Source organism: Occultella gossypii, assembly GCF_019947135.1.
GTDB lineage: Bacteria > Actinomycetota > Actinomycetes > Actinomycetales > Beutenbergiaceae > Occultella > Occultella gossypii.
Genome location: NZ_JAGSHT010000005.1, coordinates 241,837 through 266,034, shown reverse-complemented (window position 1 = coordinate 266,034; position 24,198 = coordinate 241,837). Strand labels below are relative to the sequence as shown.

The window sequence follows — 24,198 nt, the reverse complement described above, 5'->3', positions numbered from 1 at the left end:
ATGTCCAGGCCGAGCACAGCTCGGCCGCCTTCCCGACATCACGCGCCGAAGGACTGATCCATGACATCCCGTCCCACCCTCGCCCATGCCCCCGGCAGCCGACGAGCCACCCGCGGCTTGGTGGCCGCCCTGGCCGCCGCCTCCGTGCTCGCCCTCGCGGCTTGTGGTGGGGAGGCCACGGCCGACGACGAGACTTCCGCCGAGGACGCCACCACCGCTGAGGCCACGTCCGTCGAGGTCGAGGACAACAACGGCGCCCAGACGATCGACCTGCCGCTGGAGTCGGTCGTCGCGACCGACAACCGCACCTTCGAGACCCTCTCGGACTGGGGCGTCGAGCTGTCCGCGGCGGCCGTGTCGCTGATGCCGGACACCATCGCGTACACCCAGGACGAGGCGATCATCGACCTCGGCAACCACCGCGAGCCCGACCTCGAGGCCGTCGTCGCCGTCGCACCCGACCTGATCGTCAACGGCCAGCGGTTCGCCCAGTACCACGACGACTTCGTGGACCTGGCCCCGGACGCCGTCATCCTCGAGCTCGACCCGCGCGACGGCGAGCCGTTCGACTCCGAGCTGCGCCGGCAGATCACGGTGCTCGGTGAGGTCTTCGGCCACCAGGACGACGCCGAGCAGCTGATCGCCGACTTCGACGCTGCGATCGCCCGCGTCGAGGCCGCCTACTCCGCGGACAGCACGGTCATGGCCGTCAACACCTCCGGCGGCGAGATCGGCTACATCGCCCCCGGCATCGGCCGCACGCTCGGCCCGCTGTTCGACATCTTCGGCTTCACCCCGGCCCTCGAGGTTCCCGAGGGCACCGATGACCACGAGGGCGACGACATCTCCGTCGAGGCCATCGCGGACTCCAACCCCGACTGGATCCTCGTCATGGACCGCGACGCCGCCGTCAGCGCGGACGACCCGGCCTACGTGCCCGGCGCGGAGATCCTCGAGGGTTCCGAGGCGCTGGCGAACGTCACCGCCATCACCGAGGGCAACATCGTCTACATGCCGGCGGACACCTACACGAACGAGGGCATCCAGACCTACACGGAGTTCCTCAACACGCTCGCCGACGCCCTCGAGGGCAACGCCTGAGCCTGGACACGTGACCACGACCCTCCCCACCGCGACGCCGAGTCGCGCCGGGGGCCGCCTCTTCGACTGGAGGCTGCTCCTGGGCGTGCTCGGCGTCGCCGTGCTGCTCGTCGTCTCCTTGTTCACCGGGCAGTTCGACATCTTCGGCGACCCGGATGGCGCCCGGATGTTCGCCATCACGCGGATCCCCCGAACCCTCGCGTTGGTGCTTGCCGGGGCCGCGATGTCGATGTGCGGGCTCGTGATGCAGCTGCTCACGCAGAACCGGTTCGTCGAGCCGACCACGACCGGGACGACGGAGTGGGCCGGCCTCGGCCTGCTCGGTGTGATGGTGCTGTTCCCGGGTGCGAGCATCGCGGCCCGCATGGGCGGGGCGGTCCTCGCAGCGTTCATCGGGACGTTCGTGTTCTTCCTGTTCCTGCGCCGCGTCTCGCTGAAGTCCTCGCTGATCGTGCCGATCGTGGGGATCATGTTCGGCGCGGTGGTCGGCTCGGTGTCCACGTTCATCGCCCTGCAGACGGACATGCTGCAGAGCCTCGGCATCTGGTTCGCCGGGAGTTTCACCTCGGTCATGCGTGGCCAGTACGAGGCGCTCTGGATCGTCGCGGTCGTGGTGGTCGCGGTCTTCTTGGTCGCGGACAGGTTCACGGTGGCCGGGCTCGGCAAGGAGGTCGCCACGAACGTGGGCCTGAACTACGACCGGGTCATCATGCTCGGGACCGGGCTCATCGCGATCGCGACCGGAGTCGTCACGGTGGTGGTGGGGAACCTGCCGTTCCTCGGCCTGATCGTGCCGAACATCGTCTCGATGTTCCGGGGCGACGACCTGCGCAGCAACCTGCCGTGGGTGTGCCTGCTCGGCATCGCCATCGTGACCGTGTGCGATCTGGTCGGGCGGACGATCATCGCGCCGTTCGAGGTACCGGTCTCGCTCATCCTCGGTGTCGTCGGTGCCATCGTGTTCATCGCCCTCCTGCTGCGGCAGCGACGTCATGGCTGAGGCGACGATCGCGCGGCCGGCCGCCGAACGCCGCACCCCGCCCGCACGCCGCCGGACGTCGGGAGCCCTCCCGACCCCCCGCGCGCGCCGCCGCTACTGGATCGTGCTCGCCATCCTCATCGTGCTCGCCACCGGGTTCGCCTTCGGCCTGCTCGCGTGGGACAACCCGCTGCCGGTCGGATCCGATGGGTTCTGGCGGATCGCCCAGATGCGCGCGACGTCGGTCCTGGTCATGGCGATCGTCGCGGTCTGCCAGGCGACGGCGACCGTGAGCTTCCAGACGGCGACGAACAACCGGATCATCACACCGTCGATCATGGGCTTCGAGTCGCTCTACATCGCGATCCAGACGTCCGCGATCTACTTCCTCGGCGTCACCGGGCTGGTCGCGCTGACCGGGCTCCCCCAGTTCGTGCTGCAGGTCGCCGTCATGGTGGGCCTGTCGCTGCTGCTGTACGGGTGGTTGCTCTCGGGGCGGTACGGGAACCTCCAGATCATGCTGCTGATCGGCATCATCATCGGCGGCGGGCTCGGGTCGATCTCGACGTTCATGCAGCGGCTGCTGACCCCGAGCGACTTCGACGTCCTCACCGCGCGCCTGTTCGGGTCCGTCTCCAACGCGGACCCGGACTACTTCCCCGTGGCGATCCCGCTGTGCGTCGTCGCCTCGGTCGCGCTGTGGCTGCGCTCCCGACGGCTGAACGTGCTCACGCTCGGCCGTGAGGCGACGATCAATCTCGGACTGAACCACAAGTCCGAGATCATGAAGGTGCTGTTTCTCGTCTCGCTGCTGATGGCCACGTCGACGGCGTTGGTCGGGCCGATGACGTTCCTCGGCTTCCTCGTGGCTACTCTGGCCTACCAGTTCGCCGGCTCCGCCGATCATCGGCACATCTTCCCGGTGGCGGTCCTCACCGGCTTCGTGGTGCTGGCCGGCGCGTACTTCATCATGAAGAACGTCTTCTACGCCCAGGGCGTCGTCTCGATCATCATCGAGCTCGTCGGCGGGTCGGTGTTCCTCTTCGTCATCCTGAGAAAGGGCCGGCTGTGATCACCCTGACCAACGTCCGCAAGAGCTACGGCGACGAGGTGACGATCGGTCCGGTCGACCTGCAGATCCCGACCGGGGGCATCACGGCGCTGGTGGGCCCCAACGGCGCCGGGAAGTCGACGCTGCTGACCATGATCGGCCGGCTCATGGGCATGGACCAGGGTGCGATCGAGATCGCGGGTTTCGACGTCGCGTCCACCGCGTCGAAGGATCTGGCCAAGATCGTGTCGATCCTGCGGCAGGAGAACCACTTCATCACGCGGCTCACCGTGCGACAGCTGGTCGGTTTCGGGCGGTTCCCGTACTCCAAGGGCAGGCTGACGCAGCACTGCGAGGACACGATCAGCAAGGCGATCGACTTCCTCGAGCTCACGGATCTGGAGCACCGGTACCTCGACCAGCTCTCCGGCGGGCAGCGTCAGCGTGCGTACGTGGCGATGGTGCTCTGCCAGGAGACCGACCACGTGCTGCTCGACGAGCCCTTGAACAACCTCGACATGAAGCACTCGGTACAGATGATGCGGCACCTGAAGCGCGCTGCGACGGAGCTGGGCAGGACGATCATCGTGGTGCTGCACGACATCAACTTCGCGGGGCAGTACGCCGACCACATCTGCGCGGTCAAGGACGGTCGGGTGGTCGAGTTCGGGACGCCTGCGGTGATCATGACCGATGAGGTCCTGACCCGGGTGTTCGACACCGACGTGCAGGTCATCGACGGGCCGAACGGGGCGCTGGCGGTGTACTACTGAGCCCCATCGGCTGACGCTCGCGGCCCGCCGCTCGTGTCGGTGATGCGCCGCCGACGCCTACTCGTCTGCGTGTCCCGGGCGCGCTACGGTGGCGGTCATGGCGACCCTGTTCACGCGCATCATCGACGGCGACATCCCCGGCCGGTTCGTCTGGGCCGATGAGGTCTGTGTCGCGTTCCTGACGATCCAACCGCGCCAGCTCGGTCACACGATGGTGGTCCCGCGAGCTGAGGTCGACCAGTGGGTCGACCTCCCGGCGGACGTGGCCGCGCACGTCTTCGCGGTGGCGCAGATGATCGGTGTGGCGCAGCGCAGCGCGTTCGACGCTCAGCGGATCGGTGTGCTGATCGAAGGCTATGAGGTGCCTCACGCCCACGTGCATGTGTGGCCGAGCCTGGCCCCGGAGGACTTCGACCTGCGCAATGTCATGCGCGACGTCCCCGATGCGGACGCCGATCGGGCGGCCGTGATGCTGCGGGAGCAGCTCCGGCGCGACGGGCACGCTGACTTCGTGCCCGAGCACTGACCTCGGCGGGCGCTGACGCCGCCCGTGCCCTGGCAGAGTCGCATCCCGCCGCTCCTGGACCTGGCCGCCCCTCGCCCCAGCCACCCCGTACTCCGCCGCCCCTCGCCTCGGCCCCCGGACCCGGCCGCCCCTCGCCTCGGCCCCCGGACCCGGCCGCCCCTCGCCCCGGCCCGGCCGCCCCTTGCCTGAAGCGCGGCACCTTTGTCCACACCCCCGAACACGATGTCGTACGCGTGTTCTAGAGTTTGGGTATGGAGTCAAGCACAGCCGACGAGCGGCTCACCGACGCTGAGGCGGCCGCACTCGCGGCTGCCGACCGCGCCGACGCTGCCGCCGAGTGCGCCTCCTGGCTCGACGCCGACGGCGAGCTGACGGTCCCGGCCGAGTGGCTGCAGGAGGTGCCGGAGGAACTCCTCGCGCAGATCTTCGGAGTTCCCACCACCGAGCCCGGCGCTCCGGACCCTGGAGGAGCGGAATCCAGGGTCGTCGACGCCGATGACCTCGCCGGCCTCGCTCCCGGGCCCGAGCTGCTGGGTCTGCTCCTGGAGGCGGGCGGGCTGCGCGGGGACTCGTACACCACACTCGAGGAGATGGCGGCCTGGGACCGGATCAGCTCCTGGGCGGCAGGTAAGGTCCGCGAATGCGCGTCGCTAGTGGGACAGGACGTGCGCCTTGAACTTGGCCCCGCGGCCGCACGAACGGCCGGAACGAAGAACACGAACTTCGCCGGCGAAGAAGTGGCCATGCGGCTGGGCTGTTCCAAGCAGCGCGGCCGCAACCTGATCCGAACCGGCGACTCTCTGCGACACGAGTGCATCCCGACCGCCGACGCCCTCGCCGCCGGTGAGATCGACGCCGCGAAGGCCGAGTTGATCGTGGCGGCCGTCGAGCACCTGTCCTCGGACCAGGCGATCGAGGTGCAGGACATCGTCCTCCCCAAGGCACGGCACCGGCCGCACCACCAGGTCCGCCAAGATCTGGCGCGTGCGGTCGCAGAGGTGGACCACGCGCACTTCACCCAGCGGTCGCAGGAGGCAGCCAAGAAGCGGCGGGTCGATCGCCCCAGGCCGCTCGGCGACGGGATGAGTTCGCTCTACGCGGTCATACCCACGCTGGACGCCGCGGCCCTGGACGCCGCCCTCGACGGTGCCGCGCGCGCCGCGCGTGCCAACGGAGACCCGAACACGATCGAACAGTTGCGGGCGGACTTCCTCGGCCTGTTCGGGCACACCGCCCTGGCCACCGGGACCATCGTGATCCAGCTCCCCGTGGGTACGGATGCTCCGATCGCCGGCGCGTCGGTGACGAGCCCGCCTCCTGTGCTCACCGTCCCGCCGGGCGCTGCATCGACCGGCGGCGCCACGTCCGGAACCGCCGCACCGGGCACTGCGGCCGCTCCGGCGCCCGCAACCGTGCCCGTCGGCGGCCCGTGCACCTTGCCACCGGTCATTCTCGGCCTCGTCGCCCCGTTCGACGCCACCGCTCTCATGGCAGACGGTGTCATGCCCACGGCGCGTGCGATCGCACGGTACCTCTCGATTGCCGCGCGCACCGGACGCGACCGCGAGCTGGTGATCAATGCGTTGAGCCCAGCCGGGATCGAGTGGTACCGCGACCGCGTGCGCGAGGATGAGCGCCGGCAACGCGTGCGCAACACGCCGCCCGGCCTGGTGACTCCCACCGTCGGTGCGCTCCCTGGCATGCCCGTGCCCCCTCCACCACAGGCGGCCGCTCCAACCGGCGCAATTCTGTCCACGGGAACCGCTCCACCCACCGGCACCGCTCCGCCCACCGGCACCGCTCCGCCCACCGGCACCGCTCCGCCCACCGGCACCGCTCCGCCCACCGGCACGGTGCTCCGGACCGTCACGGCTGCGGCCCACGGCACGGCCCTGCCCAGCCCGCACCCGACTCCGAAGTACCAGCGGGTTGACGCCGGACTGCTCAAGGGCGGCGCCTACGTCCGCGGCACCTCGGTGACAGCGCCGTTCGAGCCGGGGGCAGCGGACACACCTCGATCGGCGTTCGGCTTCGTCCCCTCCGCCAGCGACGTCGATCCCGCGCCGCCGACAAGCTCCCAACCGGACCCCACGCCGGCCGGTCCGGTGTCTGGCACGGTGCTGCACCGGTACCCGATCAGTTCGCTGGCCGGCCGTCGGGCCCGGGTGGACGTCACGGTGCCGGTCACCACCCTCCTCGGCGGCGATGCCCCGGCGTACGTCACCTCGCTCGGGCCGATCCCGGCCAACGACGCGCGTGCCTACGCTGCGCAGGCGACGCTACGCCGTCTGCTCACCGACCCTGCATCCGGCACGGTCCTGGACGTCGGCACCACGACCTACAGTCCCCCGGTCGGGCTCGCGGACCACGTGCGCCAGCGCAACCAGATCTGCGTGGCCCCGGGCTGCTCGCAACCGGCCGTCGACTCCGAGCTCGATCACACGGTGCCCTACCCCGCCGGCCCGACGGCGGCCCACAATCTCGGGCCGCTCTGCAAGCGGCATCACCTGCTGAAGACGCACGCCCGCTACCGCCTCGTCCAGCCGACGCCCGGCGTGTTCGAGTGGACCACGCCTACCGGTCAGCGGTACCGCAAACTCCCTGGCGGGGACACGTTCCACCTCGCCCGCAGAGCGGCCCCCACAGCCGCGGATCGTCGGGACGAGCCGCCGCCGTTCTGACCGGCCGGCCACACTATGCTCGCCTCATGCCGACCATTCTCATCCTCACCGAAGAAGCTCTCCGCGAGAGCGACGTGAAGAACATCCTCAACCTTCACGACGACCCAGAGGCAACCTTCGAGGTACTGGTGCCGGCCGACACCGAGCGCAACGTCGTCACCGACTTCATCGACCACCTGAGCCTGTTCGAGATGCGCGAGGCGTGGGACTCCCTCATCCATCGTGCCGACAAGCAGAAGGCCGAGTTCACCGCGGACATCTCTCTCGGCGCGTCACTGGAGCGTCTCAGCGCCGCCGGGGCGACGGCGTCCGGGTCGGTCATCGCGGACGACCCGCTGCCGGCCGTGAAGCAGGCCGTGAACAACCTGAAGGCTGCCGAGTTGATCGTGGTCACCCGGCCGCACGCCGTCGAGGACACCTTCCACCAGGACTGGGCCTCGCGAGCGCGCGAGGAGCTCGGCGTGCCGGTGCTCCACTTCTACGCGGGTACCGACTTCGTCGGCTGACTTCTACGCGGATACCGACTTCGTCGGCTGACGCTTCCACGCACGTACCGACGTCGGCCGGCTGCCCCGACGCCCTGTCCGCTCGGTTCAGAACCCGCTGTCGGTCGGGCGCGGGTAGTACGTCCGCAGCGCCCGCAGCTGGTTGACCTGCGCCAGCAGCCGGTACAGCCACCGCTTCACGTTCCGGTCCTTGCGGTACTTCAACGGGTGCACCGCACGGCGACGCCGCAGCACGCCGCGCGCCTGCGCGAGCAGTGCCTCGTCGCGCACGTACCGACCCAGCACGAACGTCGGGATATAGGCGTAGATGCCGTCCGCCGTCGCCCGCTGTGGCTCGACCCGCCGACCACGTACCAGGTCCTCGACGAGCACCTGCGCGGTGCTCACCCCACCGACGTTCGCGTAGTAGTGCGACCGGCCCAGGCGCGGGTTGATGTCCAGCAGCCGGGCTCGGCCGTCCCGCGGGTCGATCTTGAAGTCGACGCTCGCGAACCCGCGGAACCCCACCTCGGCGAGCACCGCACGCACCGACTCCACGAGTTCGGCGTCGTAGTCGACCATGATGATCGCCGAGTTCCCGATGAACGTTGGCTGGTGCATCGCCAGCAACACCCGCCCGGAGGCGGCCATCGTCAGGTCCCCGTGGGAGTCGACGTAGCAGTTCACCACCCGGTTCCACGTGTCGTCGCCGGGCACGAGCTCCTGCAGCAACATCGTTCCGCCGTACTCGGCCGCTGCGATCCGCTCCAACTCGCGCACGAGCGTGTCGGCGTCGTCGAGCGCGTAGACCTTCCGCCGGCCGGAGAACTTCAACTCCTCGAACTCGGCGCCCGCGAACGGTTTCATCACGATCGGGAACGTCAGTTGCGCCGCCGCGGCCCGCCACGCCTGCTCGTCCCTCGGCAGCGCCGTGACCGCGACGGTGGCCGGGGCGAGGATCCCGAGCCGCTCCAGCACCGCGTACATCGAGGTCTTGTCCGCGAGGGCATCCACGGTCGCAGCGTCCGCGAACGGGATCACGTAGCTCGCCTCGAGCCGCTCCCGATGCCGCAGCACGAACGCGAGCTGGTGGTCGGAGTTGACCACCAGGATCCGGTCGGTGCCGGGGTGCGCAGCGGCCACGGTGTCGAGCGCCGCGAGGATCCTGTCGTCGTCGGCGCCGTCGCCGATGAGCACGTTGTCCAGGATCGCCGAGTCGTTGATCGGGCCCCGCGGCAGCTCGCTGATGACGACCGACCGCACCCCGTACGCCTCGTGGAAGGACCGCGCCATCGCGTAGATGCCGAGGTCGGTGCCGAGCAGCACTGGGCAGAGCGTCCGGATGGTCATGGGCGCGCGTCCTCCGTGCGGTTCTGGCGGGGTGGGTGGTTCGCTGCGCGGGGCCGATGCCCGACGGCGGAACCTGGGCGAGTCTACCGGCCCACCTTCGGCGCGCCTCTCGAAGGTTGGCCTCGCGCGGCTTAGCCTGAACGAGTGAACGTGCAGCAGACGCCGGTCGCGCCCCCCGACTTCGAGGCGGCTCTGTTGAGCCTGCGTGGGCACCGTATGCGTCCGGAGTTCCACCTCGAGGAGGTGCCGGCACCGACGCGGATCGCACCGTACGCCCTGGCACTCACGGGTGAGGTGAACCCGACCCGGGACCCCGACGACATGCTCGGCAACGGGCGGTTCGTGGTGCTCTACGACCCCGAGGGCCAGGAGGCCTGGAACGGCGAGTTCCGGGTGATCATCATGGCCCGGGCGGAGCTGGAACCGGAGTTCTCCGCGGATCCGATGCTCGGCGAGGTCGGCTGGTCCTGGCTCACCGACGCACTCGAGGCAGAGGGCGCCGAGCACCACTCGCTCTCCGGCACCGTCACCCGCGTGCTCTCGGAGACCTTCGGTGGCCTGCACCTTCGCTCCGGGGAGGTCGAGATCGAGATCCGGGCGTCCTGGACCCCGGAGGGCACCGACCTGGCGCCGCACCTGCGTGCCTGGGCCCTGCTGTCCTGCCAGACTGCGGGTCTACCGCCGATCCCGGACAACGTGAGCCCACTGAACAGGAAGCGATGACCGACGTCGAGCCCGTGGCACCCGAACTACGACCCCTCCTCGAACCGGCCGGCGGGGTCCCCGAGGTCACCAGTACCGCGGCCGCCCTGGACGAGGTCACCGAGCGGATGGCCGCCGGCACCGGGCCGGTCGCCGTGGACGCCGAACGTGCGTCCGGCTACCGGTACGGCCAGCACGCCTACCTCGTGCAGATCCGCCGCACCGGTGCCGGCACGGCCCTGATCGACCCGCGCGAGCTGCCGGATCTCACCGGCCTGAGTGCCGCGCTCGACGGCGTCGAGTGGGTTCTGCACGCCGCGAACCAGGATCTGCCGTGCCTCGCGGAACTGAACTTCACGCCGTCGCGCCTGTTCGACACCGAGCTCGCCGGCAGGCTGCTCGGCCGCGACCGGGTCGGCCTCGGCCCGATGGTCGCCGGGGAGCTCGGGCTCGCCCTCGCGAAGGAGCACTCTGCCGCCGACTGGTCCGAGCGTCCGCTGCCGGAGAGCTGGCTGCGCTACGCGGCCCTCGACGTCGAGGTCCTCGTCGAGCTGCGCGACGTGCTCGCCGGTCAGCTCGCGGAGGCCGGGAAGCTCGAATGGGCCGAGCAGGAGTTCGAGACGATCCGCACCGCGCCGCCACCGTCGCCCCGCATCGACCCGTGGCGCCGCACCTCCGGCACCCACCTGGTCCGGGACACCCAGGGCCTCGCGATCGTGCGCGAGCTCTGGCACACCCGCGAGATCGAGGCAGAACGCGCCGACATCTCCCCCGGCCGGATCCTCCCCGATGCCGCGATCGTCGCCGCCGCGCAGGCCAAGCCCCGCAGCCAGGCCGCCCTCGCCGAGCTCCGCCCGTTCAAGAACCGTGGCGCCGCCCGCCGCTTGCCCACGTGGGCCGCGGCCGTCGCGCGAGCGCTCGCGCTGGCTCCCGGGGACCTACCGGCCAAGCGGACCCCGATCGGCGACACCCTGCCCCCGCCCCGTGCCTGGCGGGACCGCAACCCCGAGGGTGCCATCCGGCTGGAGAACGTCCGCCACGACGTGCGTGAGCTCGCCGACAGCCTCGACCTGCCGCAGGAGAACCTCCTCACCCCGGAGTTCCAGCGACGGATCGCGTGGGCGCCGCCCCGCCGGATCACGCCGGAGACGGTCTCGATCGCTCTCACCGACCTGGGGGCTCGTGCCTGGCAGGTCGACCTCGTCTCCGAACCGATCGCGCGGGCCCTGCTGGCCCCGCCCCGGCCCAAGGAGCCGGAGCCGCCCGCCGAGAGCGCCGCCGACGTCTGATCGCCCTCGTCACTCGAGTACCCCCGACGCCGCCGTTGGCCCGCATTCGGCCTGGTCACAGCCTCGCAGCGACGGCCGGGCCGAATATGAGGGCTGCATTCCGCCACTCGATGACGTACGGTCGATGGCGATCTGCACTCGAGAAGAGGAGGCATCATGCACCCTCAGAAGGCACATCCATCCACCGGCGCCAGGGCCCTGCGCCGCAGCCGGCGCTCCCCGGGGCGCGTCATCGGCATCCTGATCGGGGTGAGCGCACTCGCTGTCGCGGTGCCCGGCCCGGCCGGAGCCGCCGCGAACGGTGCGGCCCTCGACGAGGCCGCGCACAACGATCCAGGCACGTACGAACTGGATATCACCGACCGTTCGGAGGCCGTCGAAGCGATCGGTGAGTTGCCCGGCGTGGAGCCCGTCAGCTTCACCGAGCTCATCGCGGGCCGCTCCGGCGAGACCACCGCTTGCGGCGAGTCCTGCCGTGCCTGGCCCGATGACCTGAACACCGACGACCGGTGGTATCCGCAGGGCCTCGCCGGCAGCGGCGAGTCCAACTGGGCGCAGGCACCGGCCACCGAGGTGCTCGTCTCGGCCTGGTACCAGCGCACCTCCCCCGACGACCATGCCGCCGTGGACTCGGCACTGACGTTCGTCTCCACCGACGACTGGCGCTACCGCACGGCGGGGCTGCGGCTGCCGGTGCAGACCGACGACGGCTGGACCACCGAGCCGCTGGCCAGCCACAACGGCGGCGTCGCCTGGGCCGGGCCCTACCTGTACGTGGCCGCGACGGACCGCATCCACCGGTTCGACCTGCGCACGGCGATGACCGATGACGAGGGCTACTTCCTCGTCCCGGACCGCACCTACGTCGGCGTCGACCAGGGTCCGTACGGGGTCCCGAGGCTGTCCTCGATCTCCACCGACTGGACCGGGGAGCCCGCCCTGGTCTCGTCCGAGTACTCGGCCGACGACGTCACCACCGAGGTCGTCCGGTGGCCGTTGACCGACTCGGGTGACCTCGCCGGCCAGGACGGAACCGTCGGATCGCAGGCCAACTTCTGGATCGACAAGGACTCCTCGATCGAGAAGGTCCAGGGGGTCGCCGCACAGGACGGGGTGTACCTGTTCAGTGGTTCCGCGGGCACCCTCGACCTCGCGCGGGTGGGCACCCAGACGGACCGGGACACGCTGACCTGGGGCCGTACCGGTGCGGATACCGACATCCCGCAGGATCTGTACATCGGCGCGACGAACGTCTACGGCCAGACGGAGGAACGCGGCGACCGTTACCTGTTCTGGTCGTCTCGTGCCGACGTGCTTCCCTGACGCCGAGGGACGGCCCACCGGAAGACCCTGACCGATGTCCATGACGGACCGGGCCATCCCGGGCCGCTCGCTCCAGGCGGGCGGCCCGCTGTGGTTCAGGACACGCCAAGGCGGGTAGAGTGGCCTACGAGTTACCTAGTACTCGCAGTCCCAACTCAAGTCCCGCCGACGTGACCTGGAGGTCACCCCGATGCCCCTTCTCGGTCGAGATGTCGTGCTTGTCGATGCCGTTCGCTCCCCCTTCGGGCGGGCCAGGCCGGATGGCCTGTACGCCCATACCCGCGCGGACGACATCGCCGTCGCGGTCGTGCGGGACCTGCTCCGCCGCAACCCCGGCGTCCCGGTCACCTCGATCGGTGACGTCGCCATCGCCGCCACCACCCAGTCCGGCGACCAGGGCCTGACCCTCGGGCGCACGGTCGCCCTGCTCGCCGGGCTGCCGACCACGGTCCCGGGCTTCGCGATCGACCGCATGTGCGCAGGTGCGATGACGGCCGTCACCACGCTCGCGTCCGGCATCGCCGTCGGCGCCGTGGACGCGGCCCTGGCCGGCGGCGTCGAGCACATGGGCCGTCACCCCCTCGGCCGCGACGCGGACCCGAACCCCCGGTTCGTCGCCGAGCGCATCGTCTCCCCCGACGCCCTGGTCATGGGCGCCACCGCGGAGAACCTCCACGACCGGTTCCCGGCGCTGACGAAGGAACGCGCGGACGCCTTCGGCGCGGCCTCCCAGGCCAAGTACGCGGCGGCCCTGGCCGCCGGGCACATCACCGGCGATCTGGTCCCGGTCGGGGTGCCCGACCCCGAGCGCGGCTGGGGTCTGGCCACCGCCGACGAGCCGCCCCGCCCCGGCACCACGGTCGAGGGCATGGCCGGCCTGCCGACCCCGTTCCGGCCGGGCGGCCGGGTCACCGCGGCCACGTCCTCGCCGTTGACGGACGGGGCGACGGCGGCCCTGCTGGTCGCGGGCGACGTCGCCGCCGCGTGGGGCCTGGCCCCGAAGCTGCGCCTGGTCTCCTACGCGTACGCCGGCGTCCCGCCCGAGGTGATGGGCCTCGGCCCGGTGCCGGCCACCGAGCGCGCCCTGGAGATCGCCGGCCTCTCCATCACCGACATCGGCCTGTTCGAGCTGAACGAGGCGTTCGCCGTGCAGGTGCTCTCGTTCCTGGACGCGTTCGGCATCGCCGACGACGACCCCAGGGTCAACCCCTACGGTGGCGCGATCGCCGTCGGGCACCCGCTCGCCGCCTCCGGCGTGCGCCTGATGTCCCAGCTCGCCCACCAGTTCGCCGCGCACCCGGAGGTCCGCTACGGCGTCACCGCCATGTGCGTGGGCCTCGGCCAGGGCGGCTCGGTCATCTGGGAGAACCCCCACCACCCCGACTACTCCGCTGCCACCGAGGAGAACAACCGATGAGCGAGCGCATCACCCGCGCCCTGGTCCGCGACGTCCAGCTCGAGGACCTCGGCACCCTGGCCCTGATCACCCTCGACAACGGCCTCGACTTCACGAAGCCGAACACGCTCGGCGCCGGCGGCATGGCGTCGCTACGGGAGGCCGTCGAGGCCGTCGCGGCCCGTGCCGCCGCCGGTGAGATCGTCGCCGCCGCGGTCACCGGCAAACCGTTCCACTTCGCGGCCGGCGCCGACCTGAAGGCCGCCGCCGGCATCACCACGACCGTGCAGGCCAGGGAGATCGCCGAGGCGGGGCACGACGCCTACCGGATCCTCACCGACATGGCCGTGCCGACGTTCGCCTACGTGGGCGGGGTCGCCCTCGGCGGCGGCATGGAACTGGCCCTCTCGGCCACCTACCGGACGGTTGCCGTCTCCGTTCGCAACCTCGGCCTGCCCGAGGTGTTCCTCGGCCTGATCCCGGGCTGGGGCGGGACGTTCCTGGTGCCGCACCTGATCGGCATCGAGAAGGCCCTGGGCGTGGTGGTGGAGAACCCGCTGCGCAACAACCGCCAGCTCAAGGCCGACGAGGCCGTCGAGCTCGGCCTGATGGACGTCGCCCTGGAGCCCGCGGACTTCCTGGCCGAGTCGCTGCGTTGGAGCGCCCGCGTGCTCCGCGGCGAGGTCACCCCGACCCGACCCGAGCCGGTCGACGAGGCCGGCCGCGCCCGGTGGCTCGACGTGGTCGAGGCGGCCCGGGCCAAGGTGGACGCCCGTCTGCACGGCGCCGCGCCGGCCCCGTACGTGGCCCTCGACCTGCTCGCGCTGGCGGCGGATGGCAACAAGGACGCGTCCTTCGCCGCCGAGAACGACGCGCTGGCCGACCTGATCGTCTCACCGGAGTTCAAGGCCGGTGTGTACGCGTTCGACCTGACCTCCTCCCGCGCCAAGCGGCCGGTGGGTGCGCCGCCCGCGGACCTGGCCCGGCCGGTGCGTTCCGTCGGCGTGGTCGGCGCCGGGCTGATGGCCTCCCAGCTGGCACTGCTGTTCGCGCGCCGGATGCGCGTTCCGGTGATCATGCGGGACCTGGACGCCGATCGCGCCGAGAAGGGCCTCGGGTTCGTCCGGGCCGAGGTGGCCAAGCTCGCCGAGCAGGGCCGGATCGGCGCCGACGAGGCGAACCGGATCACGTCCCTGGTGACCGCGACCACCGAGCTCTCCGACCTCGCCGACCGTGACCTGGTCATCGAGGCGGTGTTCGAGGAACTCGACGTGAAGAAGAAGGTGTTCGCCGAGCTCGAGACGGTCATCGGTGCGGACACGATCCTCGCCACGAACACGTCCGCGCTGTCGATCACGGCCATGGCTGCCGACCTCGCCCACCCCGAGCGGGTCGTCGGGCTGCACTTCTTCAACCCGGTGGCGCAGATGCCGCTCGTGGAGGTCATCCGCGCGGAGCGGACCGACGACGCCGCCTACGCCACCGCGTTCGCCGTCGCGAAGGCGTCGGGCAAATCGGCGATCGCCGTCGCCGACGCGCCCGGGTTCGTCGTGAACCGGGTGCTCGTGCGCCTCCTCGGCGAGGTCCTCGGTGCCCTCGAGGACGGCACCGACGTAGCCACCGCGGATGCCGCGCTGCGGCCGCTCGGCCTACCCATGGGCCCGTTCCAGTTGCTGCAGCTGGTGGGCCCCGCCGTCGCCATGCATGTGCTGGACACCCTGCGCGAGAACCTCGGCGACCGGTACCCGACCTCTCCCGGACTGGCCAGGATGGTCGAGGACGGCACGCCCTTCGTCACCTACGAGGGGCGACCCACGGCCGCCTCACCGGTGGACCCGGCGATCGAGCGCTACTTCGGTTCCCGGGCCGGCCGGGCCTACACGGCGCCGGAGCTGCTGGACCGGGTCGGCGGCGCGCTCGCCGAGGAGGTCACCCTCATGCTCGACGAGCAGGTGGTCTCCGAGGCGGCCGACATCGACCTCGGGATGATCCTGGGCGCGGGCTGGCCGTTCCACCTGGGTGGGATCACGCCATACCTGCGCCGGTCGGGTCACCTGACCCGTGACGTGGCGAGCTGAGCCCGCTCGAACAGGGAGGGCTGCGGTGGGGCGTGGGTCGGGTCGACGCCGTCGAACAGGCTGCTGACCGACTCACCCTCATGGATCCGCCGGATCGCCTCGGCGAACAGCTGGGACACCGACCGAACCACCAGTGAGTGCCAGTCACCCGGCGCGGGCACCGTGTCCGTGGTGACCACCTCGGTGATCATCGGGTGTTCGCTCAGGCGGGCCACGGCATTGCCGGTGAACAGGCCGTGGGTGCAGGCGACCGACGCCTCGTGACAGCCCTCCTCGGCGAGCTTGGCCATCAGCTGGACGATCGAGCCACCGGTCGCGATCTCGTCGTCGAGCACGATCGCCCGCTTGCCGGCGACGTCGCCCACGATGGCGTCGATGACCACCTTGTCGTCGGCGAGCCGCTGCTTGCTGCCCGCGGCCACCGGCAGGCCGAGCAGCCGTGCGAACTGGGTCGCGGTCTTCGCGTTCCCCAGGTCCGGCGAGACCACGATCGAGTCGGACAGGTCACGGCGGCGGTAGTGGTCGGCGAGCACCCCGAGGGCCGTCAGGTGGTCCACCGGCACCGAGAAGAACCCGTGCACCTGCGGCGAGTGCAGCGTCATCGTGAGGATCCGGTCGGCTCCCGACGCGACCAGCATGTCCGCGACGAGACGCCCGCCGAGCGAGATCCGGGACGCGTCCTTCTTGTCCGACCGGGCGTAGGCGAAGTGCGGGATCACCGCCGTGATCTGCGCGGCGGAGGCGCCCTTGGCCGCGTCGATCATGAGGAGCAGCTCCATCAGGTGCTCCTGGGTGGGCGGCACCAGTGGTTGCACGATGTACACGTCCCGCTGGCGGCAGTTCGCCAGCAGCTGCGCCTGCAGGCAGTCGTTGCTGAACCGGGAGGTCTCCGACGGGGACACCTCGATCCCGAGCTCGTCACAGATCTGCCTGGCGAGCGCGGGGTGCGCGCTGCCGGTGAACACCACAATGTCTCGCATGCGCGTGCCTTTCGGGGGTCTGCTGGCGATGCTAGGGGATCTGGTCGACGTCGGCGCGACGGTCCGTGAGCGCCGCCACCGCCGCGGCCGTGTCGCGGGCGACGTCCTTGGCTCGCAGGCCGAGGTCTTCGATGAGTTGGGACCTGCTCGCGTGGCCGAGGAACCGGGTCGGGAGGCCGTGCGTACGCACACCTACCGGCACGTCCCGCTCGGCCAGGGCGTCCCGGATCGCAGCCCCCACGCCGCCCTGGACGACACCGTCCTCGATCGTGACGACGAGGTCGTGCCGGGTGGCGGTGTCGAGGATCTGCTCCGGGACCGGCAGTGCCCACCGGGGGTCGACCACGGTGCTGCCGATGCCCTGCCGGGCGAGCCGCTTCCCAACCTCGACGGCCGTGGCCGCGAACGGGCCGATGCCCACCACGAGGACCCGGGCGTCGCCGTCACCAGGGGTCCGGGCGAGCACGTCGACGACGCCGTCCCGCTGAATCGCCGGGATCGGATCGCCAACGGCGCCCTTGGGGTAACGGACCACGGTCGGGGCGTCCCGGACGGCGACGGCCTCGCGCAGTGCCTCGCGCAGCGTCGCCTCATCCCGCGGGGCCGCCAGACGAAGCCCGGGGACGATGCGGGCCATGGCCATGTCCCACATCCCGTTGTGGCTGGCCCCGTCGTCACCGGTGAGCCCGGCCCGGTCCAGGGCGATGGTGACGCCGGCCCGATGCAGGCCGACGTCCATGAGCAGCTGGTCGAAGGCCCGGTTCAGGAACGTCGCATACAGGCAGACCACGGGGTGCAGGCCGGCGAATGCCATCCCGGCCGCCGAGGTGAGCGCGTGCTCCTCGGCGATCCCGACGTCGAAGACGCGGTCGGCGAACTCCTTCTGCATCCCGCCGAGCCCGACCGGCACCGGCATCGCGGCCGTGATCGCGACGACGTCCGACCGGGCCCTGGCGATGCCCACGATCTCGTCGCCGAAGACCGACGTCCAGTCGGTCCCGGCGGCGGCGACCGGCAACCCCGTCTCGGGGTGGATCACCTTGACGGCGTGGAAGTGGTCGACGGCGTCGTGCTCGGCGGGGGTGTAGCCGTGGCCCTTCTCGGTGATGGCGTGCACGATGACCGGCCCGCCGAAGCCCTTGGCGTTGCGGAGCGCGGACTCGAGCGCGTCCAGGTCGTGGCCGTCGATCGGACCCACATACTTGATCCCGAGGCCCTCGAACAGGCCCTGGGGGCGTAGTACGTCCTTGAGGCCCTCCTTGAGGCCGTGCAGGGCGTCATAGGTCATCCGGCCCGGCAGGCCCCCGCTGCGCAGCGTGTTCTTGCCCCAGCTCAGCACCCGTTCGTAGTTGCGGTCCGTGCGCATCGCGTCCAGGTAGCGGGCCAGTCCGCCGACGGTGGGCGAGTAGGACCAGCCGTTGTCGTTGACCACCACCACGAGGCGGCGGTCGTCGCTGCCGGCGACGCTGTTCAGGGCCTCCCACGCCAGTCCCCCGGTGAGGGCGCCGTCACCGATGACGGCCACGGCGTGCCGGTCCGTGTGCCCGAGCACCTGGTTCGCGCGCGCGATCCCGTCGGCCCAGGAGATCGCCGTGGACGCGTGGGAGTTCTCGACGACGTCGTGGTCGGACTCGGCCCGGCTCGGGTACCCGCTCAGCCCGCCGCGCGAGCGCAGTCCGGTGAAGTCCGTGCGCCCGGTCAGGATCTTGTGCACGTAGGCCTGATGCCCGGTGTCGAAGACGATGCTGTCCTTCGGGGACGAGAACACCCGGTGCACGGCCATGGTCAGCTCGACGACGCCGAGGTTGGGGCCGAGGTGCCCGCCGGTGCGCGAGACCGAGTCGACGAGGAACGTGCGGATCTCCGCAGCCAGGGCGCGCATCCGCTTCGGGGTCAGGCCGCGAAGGTCGCCCGGTCCGCTCAACCTCTCGAGCTCACCCAATGCCGATCCTCCCACCGTGCCCACGTCGGCCGGCGCCGACCGACACTGCTGTCGCGGGCTCCATGGTACGACCGCTCGTCGCCTCAGGCGGTCCGTGGCCGGGCCCCATAGCCCGACGGCGTCGCTCCCGCCAGCAGGTACTCCTCGCCACGTCGTTCGGCCTCGATGGCCAGGGCACGGTGCTCGTCGAGCTCGATCAGGAACGCGTCGGCGTGTTCGGCGAGCATCCCGATCCGGGCCTCGTCCCGCCCGACCCAGCGGAAGTCTCGGCGGTAGCTGTGGCGGTTCTCGACGACGAACAGCACCCGTTCGCAGCCGGTCACGTGCAGCTGCCACTGGAGCTGGTCCCGGTAGACGCCCGCGGCTTCGTCGAGGTCGGCGACGGCGGTCTTGATCTCACAGATCGAATGCTCGCCGACGCCGTCCGGCGTGGCCAGGTGGCGCGGGTTCTCCCCGGCGCACAGGTGTGAGTTCGGGTCGATGCCGAACCGCTGCTGCACCCAGGCAGCGATGACCGGCTCGCGCAGGATGCCATGCTCGAACTGGGGCAACCGGGGTCCTTCCCAGCCGCTCAGCTTGGCGGCCAGCAGCCGTTTGCGCTGCTTGCTGACCTGCCCGCGGGAGGTGACCAGTCGGCGCGCATCGGTGGCGGTGACGCCCCAGAGCCTGGCCCGGAGCCAGGCGACGCGCTGCCGGGAGGTGATCGGATCGCCGCCCGGGCCCTGCACGTAGCGATACCGGTTCTGCTCCACCCGCTAGAGGTTACGCGACCACGCGGCCTGCCCGGCGCAGGCTCGCGGGCCGGAGCGCGACCGGCCCAGGTACAAGGGCCGGACGGTGAACCTCAGGTCCCGCCACGGCTCGTCGCACGGAAGCCGGCCGGGCCCTCCACCCGGTACCCGGCCGGCGCCTGCACGTCGACACCGCCACGGGCGTCGACCGACACGGCCAGTTCCTCGGTCCCCAGCCGCAGGCCGGAGACCGACAGCGGGCCGGAGCCGGCGGGACGCACCCGGACGATTCCGTTCGGGACGTCCGCCGTCAGACCGAGGCGTGCCTGCAGGATCGCCACCGCCGCCGTCGCGGCCCACGCCTGCGGACGGCACGACGCCGGATACGGCACCGGTCGGCTCACGTCGGCGGCGGCGTCACCGGCGAACAGTTCGGGCAGCCGGAAGTCGAACGCAGGGGCGGCCCGCACGAGCCCGTCCCCGAGTCGCGCGGCGACCTCACCGAACCCGGCCCGGGCAAGCCCGTGGACCGCGATCGCCGTGTCGTGCGGCCAGACCGCGCCGCCGTGGTAGCTGAGCGGCCAGTACCCGCCGGAGCCAACGGCAAGGGTGCGCAACCCGTACCCGGAGTCGAGCGCCGCGCCACCGACCCGGTCCGCGATGGCTCGTTCCTCGTCGGCGTTCAGCAGGCCGGTACCGAGCAGGTGCGCCATGTTCGAGGCCACGGAGTCCACCGGGCGCTTCTGCGCATCGAGGGCGATCGCGGGGTACGGGCCCCGTGCGTCCGAGACCCAGTAGGCGCCCCGGAACCTCGTGGCAAGCTCCCCCGCCCAGTCCCGCCAGCGATCCGCACCCGGGCGGCCGAACGCGGCCAGCAGGTCGGCTCCGGCGAGGGCGGCCTCGTGCGCATAGCCTTGGACCTCCACCAGGGCGATGGCCGGCGTGGCGAGAGCGCCATCGCGCCACCGCACCGAATCGTCCGAGTCCTTCCAGCCCTGGTTCGCCAGACCCCGACCATCGGAGTCGTACTCGAGGAAGCCATCGCCGTCGGCGTCCCCGTACCGGACCATCCAGTCCAGGGCACGCTCGGCGGCCGGGAGCAGCGCGGCCACCTCGGCGTCCGGCAGGCCCCAGCGCCACGCGTCCGCGAGCAGGCACACCCACAGCGGCGTGGCGTCGATGCTGCCGTAGTAGAGCGGCGGCAGCCTCGCGTGGCCGGCGCCGATCGGGGCGCGCCGGAGTTCGTGCAGGATCTTGCCCGGCTCCTCGCCGGTGGCGCGATCGACCACACGGCCCTGGAAGGCCGCCAGGGTGCGCAGCGTGCCGCCGGCCAGGGCGGTCCCCAACGGCAGCATCATTCGCGCTGCCCAGATCGAGTCCCGGCCGAACAGGGTGAAGAACCACGGCGCTCCGGCGGCGAGGAAGATCTCGTCCGGTGCCTGCGCGCTCGACATCAGCAGACCCGCCACGTCGTCCAGGCTCCGGGTCAGCAGTTCCGGGAGGCGCCGGTCCCACGCGTCCACGGTCGGTGTCGACCACGGCAGCCGACCCCCGACCGCGTCGGCGGGCCGGCTGGGCGCAGGCGGCGCGGCGCGGACGACGCCCGCCGCGTCCTCGCACTCGAGGTCCCACTCGAGCTCGGCCGGTCGCCCGGGCTCAGCGGTGACGGTCCAGATCAGGGTCGGGGCGATCGGATCGTCGAGATCGATCCGCGCCCCCGGGGCCTGCACCCGGATGCCGATCCCGCCGGCAGCGGCCCCGGCACCGGCCCACCGCAGGCCGGCTGCGGTGCGGGTGGGGACCGTCGGATCCCCGGTCCGCCCGCGCTTGACGAGGTCCATGGCGAGCAGATCCGCGCCGAGGCGGACCCGGACGGTGGCCCGGACCGTCCCGGCCGCGGCGGAGGAGAGGGTCAACCGTTCCCGCATCCGACCCGGGGTGACGGTGCGTTCAAGGTCGATCCTCGTCGTCGGATCGGCACCGGGCCCGTCCAGACCGCGAGCGAGCCCGACGACCCTGACGGTGCCGGCCCCCGCGCCCGCGGTGACGATCGCCTCGGGCTCGACGCCGTCGATCGTCAGAAGAGCCTCGCTGAGCACCCGGACGTCCGCGTGGAAGACCCCGTGCAACTCCGGTCGCCCTGCTCGGATCTGCCCGTCGGCACCCGACCATGCCTGCGTCGGCGCGGCCAGGGCAACCAGCTGTTCATGCAGGAGCGGTTGCCGGACCATGACCTCGCCTTCCATGCTTGACAGCCACCCCGGTTCCGGACCACTCTAGGGCAAATGTTTGAACGATCCAATATGATTGGAACGGTTTTGCTCCATTATTGACCCGGATTGGATCACGATTCTGCGGGGAGGCGGCAAATGCGATCCCGGCAACGAGTCACCCTGGAATCGGTGGCCGCGCACGCCAAGGTGTCCCGTCAGACGGTCTCGAACGCGATCAATGCCCCGGACGTCGTCAAGCCGGAGACCCTCGCCCGAGTGCTCGACTCGATCGCTGAACTCGGCTATCAGCCCTCGCGGGCAGCACGGCAGCTCCGGACCCGGCGCTCCCAGATCCTCGGCTATGCCCTCGGGCCGGTCACCTACAGCGTGTACGGCACCATCGGGGACCGGTTCGTGCACGGGCTGGCCCAGGCCGCCCAGGAACGTGGCTACCGGATCATGCTCTTCGCGGCCTCGAACGACGACGAGGAGATCGTCCAGTTCGACGAGCTGCTCTCCGGCGCGGACCTCGACGGCTTCGTGCTGACGAACACCCATCACGACGACCCCCGCACCACCTGGCTCACCGAGCGTGACGTCCCGTTCGTGACCTTCGGTCGCCCGTGGGACGCCGAGCACGGGACGCACCCGTGGGTGGACGTGGACGGAGCCGCCGGTACGGCCGCTGCCACCCGGCATCTGCACGAACTGGGGCACACCCGGATCGCCTACCTCGGCTGGCCCCACGGCTCCGGCGTCGGTGACGACCGCCGCTCAGGGTGGTCGTCGACGATGGCCGAGCTCGGTCTGAACGCCGACGAGCGGTGGCAGGAGACGACGGACAACGCCACCGAGCACGCCGAGGTGGCCGCCGCGAGACTCCTGCGGCGGGTGGGCCCGAGTGCGGTGGTGTGCGTCAGCGACACGGTCGGACTGGGGGTCATGCAGGCCGCCGAGTCGCAGGGGCGCCGGGTGGCGGTGACCGGATTCGACGACTCCGCTGTCTCCTACGTGGCCGGGATGACCACGCTCGCCCAGCCGATCGCCGAGGCCGCGCGTCGCGCCCTCGCCCTGGTGCTGCGTCAGATCGGCGTTGAGCCAGGTGGCACTGCTGCTCGCAACGAACTGCTCCCTCCCGAGCTGATCGTTCGGCGCACGAGCATCCGGCCCGACCCGTTGTCCGGCACGGTCGGGTCCTGAGTGCTGGTGAGCGGGAGCTGCCGAGGCCACCAAAGCCGTGCCAAGTGACGCCGGGCGCGGTTGGATGAAGGCCTGGCGTCCGTCACCGACCGGGGAGCTGCTCATGAACCAGCACACGACCCCGGTCCGGCGTGCCGCTCGGTCCCGTCGGCGAAGGGCTGGAGCCGCGGGTGCCGCCGCCGCGATCACCCTCGGCCTGGCGGCCTGCTCGGGCGGCACGGGGTTCACCGAGGAGACCCCGAGCGGTGGGGACGACGGCGTCGACGACGGCACCGTGACCGTGCTGATCGGTTCCAGCGGGGCCGCCGAGACGGAGTCCGTGGAGGCGGCCGTCGCGGCCTGGTCCGACGAGTCCGGCACACCGGCGGAGGTCCTGGTCGCGGCCGACCTGACCCAGCAGCTGAGCCAGGGCTTCGCGGCCGCCGAACCTCCGGACGTCTTCTACCTCAGTTCCGACCAGTTCGCCGGGTATGCCGACAACGGCTCGCTCCACCCGTACCTGGACCAGGTCCCCCAGGCCGATGAGTTCTACAGCAGCCTGCTCCGCTCGTTCACGTATGGGGGCACCACCTACTGCGCCCCGAAGGACTTCTCCACGCTCGCCCTGGTCATCAACACCGACTACTGGGACGCGGCCGGCCTCACGGACGCCGATCTGCCGACCACCTGGGCGGAACTGCGGAAGGTGGCCACGACCCTGACGACCGATGACCACGTCGGGCTGAGTTTCGCACCGGAATGGCAACGCATCGGAGCGTTCATGGCCGCGGCCGGCGGCACGCTCACCTCCAGGGACAACGCGGCAGCCACCGTCGACTCCGCGGAGAACCTCGAAGCCCTGACCTACGTCCGCGACCTGCTCGCCGCCGGGGTGGCGGCCTTTCCATCCAGCCTGAACACCGGCTGGGGCGGCGAGGCCCTCGGCAGCGGCAACGCCGCGATGGTGATCGAGGGCAACTGGGTCGTCGGGGCCATGACCGCCGACTTCCCGGACGTGCGCTACCGGGTGGTCGAACTACCGCAGGGACCGGGAGGCCCGGGCACGCTGCAGTTCACGAACTGTTGGGGCGTCGCGGCCGGCACGGACACCGAGGCCGCCGTCGACCTGGTCACCACCTTGGTCTCCCCGGACCAGCAGCTCGCCTTCGCGGACGCGTACGGGGTGATGCCGTCGGTGTCCACCGCCGGGGAACAGTGGGCCGCCGCGCACCCGGACCAGGCCGCGTTCCTGGCCGGCGCCGACTACGCGCATGGCTTCCCGTCCGCGCCGGGCGCCTCGGCGGTGCTCGCCGACTTCAACGCCCAGCTCGAGGGCCTGCCGGACGCCGATCCGGCGGCCATCCTCGCGTCGGTCCAGGTGGACCTGCAAGCCGTGCTCGGCGGGTGAGGCGTCGGGTG

19 protein-coding genes are annotated in these 24,198 nt (G+C 71.3%); 14 read left to right on the top strand and 5 right to left on the bottom strand.

Annotated features, from left to right (window positions below):
- Positions 1 to 60 precede the first annotated feature (60 nt).
- The 7 genes from KCQ71_RS05985 to KCQ71_RS05955 all read left to right on the top strand — a co-directional run bounded on the left by KCQ71_RS05985 (position 61) and on the right by KCQ71_RS05955 (position 7,617).
- A complete protein-coding gene (locus KCQ71_RS05985) occupies positions 61 to 1,101 on the top strand; it encodes a siderophore ABC transporter substrate-binding protein (protein ID WP_223403841.1) in 1,041 nt (346 codons plus the stop codon).
- Between the two features lie 10 nt (positions 1,102 to 1,111).
- Positions 1,112 to 2,101 carry an ABC transporter permease gene (locus KCQ71_RS05980; RefSeq protein WP_223403839.1) on the top strand — a complete coding sequence of 330 codons (990 nt, stop codon included), beginning with the start codon at positions 1,112 to 1,114 and terminating at the stop codon, positions 2,099 to 2,101.
- Positions 2,094 to 3,152 (top strand): iron chelate uptake ABC transporter family permease subunit, encoded by a 1,059-nt coding sequence (locus KCQ71_RS05975; protein WP_223403837.1) that lies wholly within the window; start codon positions 2,094 to 2,096, stop codon positions 3,150 to 3,152. The genes KCQ71_RS05980 and KCQ71_RS05975 overlap by 8 nt, the downstream gene beginning before the upstream one ends.
- Positions 3,149 to 3,904: an iron ABC transporter ATP-binding protein gene (locus tag KCQ71_RS05970; RefSeq protein WP_223403835.1), complete on the top strand. Its 756-nt coding sequence runs from the start codon at positions 3,149 to 3,151 to the stop codon at positions 3,902 to 3,904. The genes KCQ71_RS05975 and KCQ71_RS05970 overlap by 4 nt, the downstream gene beginning before the upstream one ends.
- A 97-nt stretch (positions 3,905 to 4,001) precedes the next feature.
- Entirely contained in the window at positions 4,002 to 4,430 is a 429-nt protein-coding gene (locus KCQ71_RS05965) for an HIT family protein (RefSeq protein WP_223403833.1), read from the top strand.
- A gap of 251 nt (positions 4,431 to 4,681) precedes the next feature.
- On the top strand, positions 4,682 to 7,111 hold the full coding sequence (locus KCQ71_RS05960) for an HNH endonuclease signature motif containing protein (RefSeq protein WP_223403831.1): 2,430 nt from the start codon (positions 4,682 to 4,684) through the stop codon (positions 7,109 to 7,111).
- A gap of 26 nt (positions 7,112 to 7,137) precedes the next feature.
- Positions 7,138 to 7,617, top strand: coding sequence for a hypothetical protein (locus KCQ71_RS05955; protein ID WP_223403829.1), 480 nt, complete (start codon positions 7,138 to 7,140; stop codon positions 7,615 to 7,617).
- Between the two features lie 87 nt (positions 7,618 to 7,704).
- Here the strand turns inward: KCQ71_RS05955 and KCQ71_RS05950 are convergent, their stop codons facing one another.
- On the bottom strand, positions 7,705 to 8,946 hold the full coding sequence (locus KCQ71_RS05950; protein ID WP_223403827.1) for a carboxylate--amine ligase: 1,242 nt from the start codon (positions 8,944 to 8,946) through the stop codon (positions 7,705 to 7,707).
- A 144-nt stretch (positions 8,947 to 9,090) separates the two neighbouring features.
- Here KCQ71_RS05950 and KCQ71_RS05945 point away from each other — a divergent pair, with 144 nt between their 5' ends.
- From KCQ71_RS05945 to KCQ71_RS05925, 5 genes are all read left to right on the top strand, one after another.
- Entirely contained in the window at positions 9,091 to 9,669 is a 579-nt protein-coding gene (locus KCQ71_RS05945; RefSeq protein ID WP_154794315.1) for a DUF3000 domain-containing protein, read from the top strand.
- Positions 9,666 to 10,937 (top strand): ribonuclease D, encoded by a 1,272-nt coding sequence (locus tag KCQ71_RS05940; RefSeq protein ID WP_223403825.1) that lies wholly within the window; start codon positions 9,666 to 9,668, stop codon positions 10,935 to 10,937. The genes KCQ71_RS05945 and KCQ71_RS05940 overlap by 4 nt, the downstream gene beginning before the upstream one ends.
- A 156-nt stretch (positions 10,938 to 11,093) precedes the next feature.
- Positions 11,094 to 12,260, top strand: coding sequence for a hypothetical protein (locus KCQ71_RS05935; RefSeq protein WP_223403824.1), 1,167 nt, complete (start codon positions 11,094 to 11,096; stop codon positions 12,258 to 12,260).
- 190 nt (positions 12,261 to 12,450) lie between these two features.
- Complete coding sequence (locus tag KCQ71_RS05930; protein ID WP_223403822.1) at positions 12,451 to 13,677, top strand: thiolase family protein; 1,227 nt, start codon at positions 12,451 to 12,453, stop codon at positions 13,675 to 13,677.
- Positions 13,674 to 15,734 carry a 3-hydroxyacyl-CoA dehydrogenase NAD-binding domain-containing protein gene (locus KCQ71_RS05925; RefSeq protein ID WP_223403820.1) on the top strand — a complete coding sequence of 687 codons (2,061 nt, stop codon included), beginning with the start codon at positions 13,674 to 13,676 and terminating at the stop codon, positions 15,732 to 15,734. The genes KCQ71_RS05930 and KCQ71_RS05925 overlap by 4 nt, the downstream gene beginning before the upstream one ends.
- On the opposite strand, the gene KCQ71_RS05920 is transcribed toward KCQ71_RS05925, so the two are convergent.
- The 4 genes from KCQ71_RS05920 to KCQ71_RS05905 form a co-directional block, all read right to left on the bottom strand.
- Positions 15,707 to 16,714, bottom strand: coding sequence for a ribose-phosphate diphosphokinase (locus tag KCQ71_RS05920; RefSeq protein WP_223403818.1), 1,008 nt, complete (start codon positions 16,712 to 16,714; stop codon positions 15,707 to 15,709). The two genes, KCQ71_RS05925 and KCQ71_RS05920, sit on opposite strands and share 28 nt — an antisense overlap.
- 31 nt (positions 16,715 to 16,745) lie before the next feature.
- A complete protein-coding gene (dxs, locus tag KCQ71_RS05915) occupies positions 16,746 to 18,656 on the bottom strand; it encodes a 1-deoxy-D-xylulose-5-phosphate synthase (RefSeq protein WP_223403816.1) in 1,911 nt (636 codons plus the stop codon).
- An 83-nt stretch (positions 18,657 to 18,739) separates the two neighbouring features.
- Complete coding sequence (locus tag KCQ71_RS05910) at positions 18,740 to 19,408, bottom strand: YqaJ viral recombinase family protein (protein ID WP_223403814.1); 669 nt, start codon at positions 19,406 to 19,408, stop codon at positions 18,740 to 18,742.
- Positions 19,409 to 19,500: 92 nt separating this feature from the next.
- Positions 19,501 to 21,618: a glycogen debranching N-terminal domain-containing protein gene (locus KCQ71_RS05905; protein ID WP_223403812.1), complete on the bottom strand. Its 2,118-nt coding sequence runs from the start codon at positions 21,616 to 21,618 to the stop codon at positions 19,501 to 19,503.
- Between the two features lie 171 nt (positions 21,619 to 21,789).
- On the opposite strand from KCQ71_RS05905, the gene KCQ71_RS05900 reads away from it, so the two are divergent.
- Positions 21,790 to 22,800: a LacI family DNA-binding transcriptional regulator gene (locus KCQ71_RS05900; RefSeq protein ID WP_308116610.1), complete on the top strand. Its 1,011-nt coding sequence runs from the start codon at positions 21,790 to 21,792 to the stop codon at positions 22,798 to 22,800.
- 103 nt (positions 22,801 to 22,903) lie between these two features.
- Positions 22,904 to 24,187 carry a sugar ABC transporter substrate-binding protein gene (locus KCQ71_RS05895; RefSeq protein WP_223403808.1) on the top strand — a complete coding sequence of 428 codons (1,284 nt, stop codon included), beginning with the start codon at positions 22,904 to 22,906 and terminating at the stop codon, positions 24,185 to 24,187.
- Positions 24,188 to 24,198: the final 11 nt, after the last annotated feature.

Bases quoted from the DNA above. Each gene is read 5' to 3' on its own strand.
- KCQ71_RS05960 (WP_223403831.1), top strand. From the start codon at position 4,682: ATGGAGTCAAGCACAGCCGACGAGCGGCTCACCGACGCTGAGGCGGCC.
- KCQ71_RS05935 (WP_223403824.1), top strand. From the start codon at position 11,094: ATGCACCCTCAGAAGGCACATCCATCCACCGGCGCCAGGGCCCTGCGC.
- KCQ71_RS05895 (WP_223403808.1), top strand. From the start codon at position 22,904: ATGAACCAGCACACGACCCCGGTCCGGCGTGCCGCTCGGTCCCGTCGG.
- KCQ71_RS05950 (WP_223403827.1), bottom strand. From the start codon at position 8,946: ATGACCATCCGGACGCTCTGCCCAGTGCTGCTCGGCACCGACCTCGGC.
- KCQ71_RS05930 (WP_223403822.1), top strand. From the start codon at position 12,451: ATGCCCCTTCTCGGTCGAGATGTCGTGCTTGTCGATGCCGTTCGCTCC.
- KCQ71_RS05905 (WP_223403812.1), bottom strand. From the start codon at position 21,618: ATGGTCCGGCAACCGCTCCTGCATGAACAGCTGGTTGCCCTGGCCGCG.
- KCQ71_RS05955 (WP_223403829.1), top strand. From the start codon at position 7,138: ATGCCGACCATTCTCATCCTCACCGAAGAAGCTCTCCGCGAGAGCGAC.
- KCQ71_RS05920 (WP_223403818.1), bottom strand. From the start codon at position 16,714: ATGCGAGACATTGTGGTGTTCACCGGCAGCGCGCACCCCGCGCTCGCC.
- KCQ71_RS05975 (WP_223403837.1), top strand. From the start codon at position 2,094: ATGGCTGAGGCGACGATCGCGCGGCCGGCCGCCGAACGCCGCACCCCG.
- KCQ71_RS05985 (WP_223403841.1), top strand. From the start codon at position 61: ATGACATCCCGTCCCACCCTCGCCCATGCCCCCGGCAGCCGACGAGCC.
- KCQ71_RS05925 (WP_223403820.1), top strand. From the start codon at position 13,674: ATGAGCGAGCGCATCACCCGCGCCCTGGTCCGCGACGTCCAGCTCGAG.
- KCQ71_RS05965 (WP_223403833.1), top strand. From the start codon at position 4,002: ATGGCGACCCTGTTCACGCGCATCATCGACGGCGACATCCCCGGCCGG.
- KCQ71_RS05940 (WP_223403825.1), top strand. From the start codon at position 9,666: ATGACCGACGTCGAGCCCGTGGCACCCGAACTACGACCCCTCCTCGAA.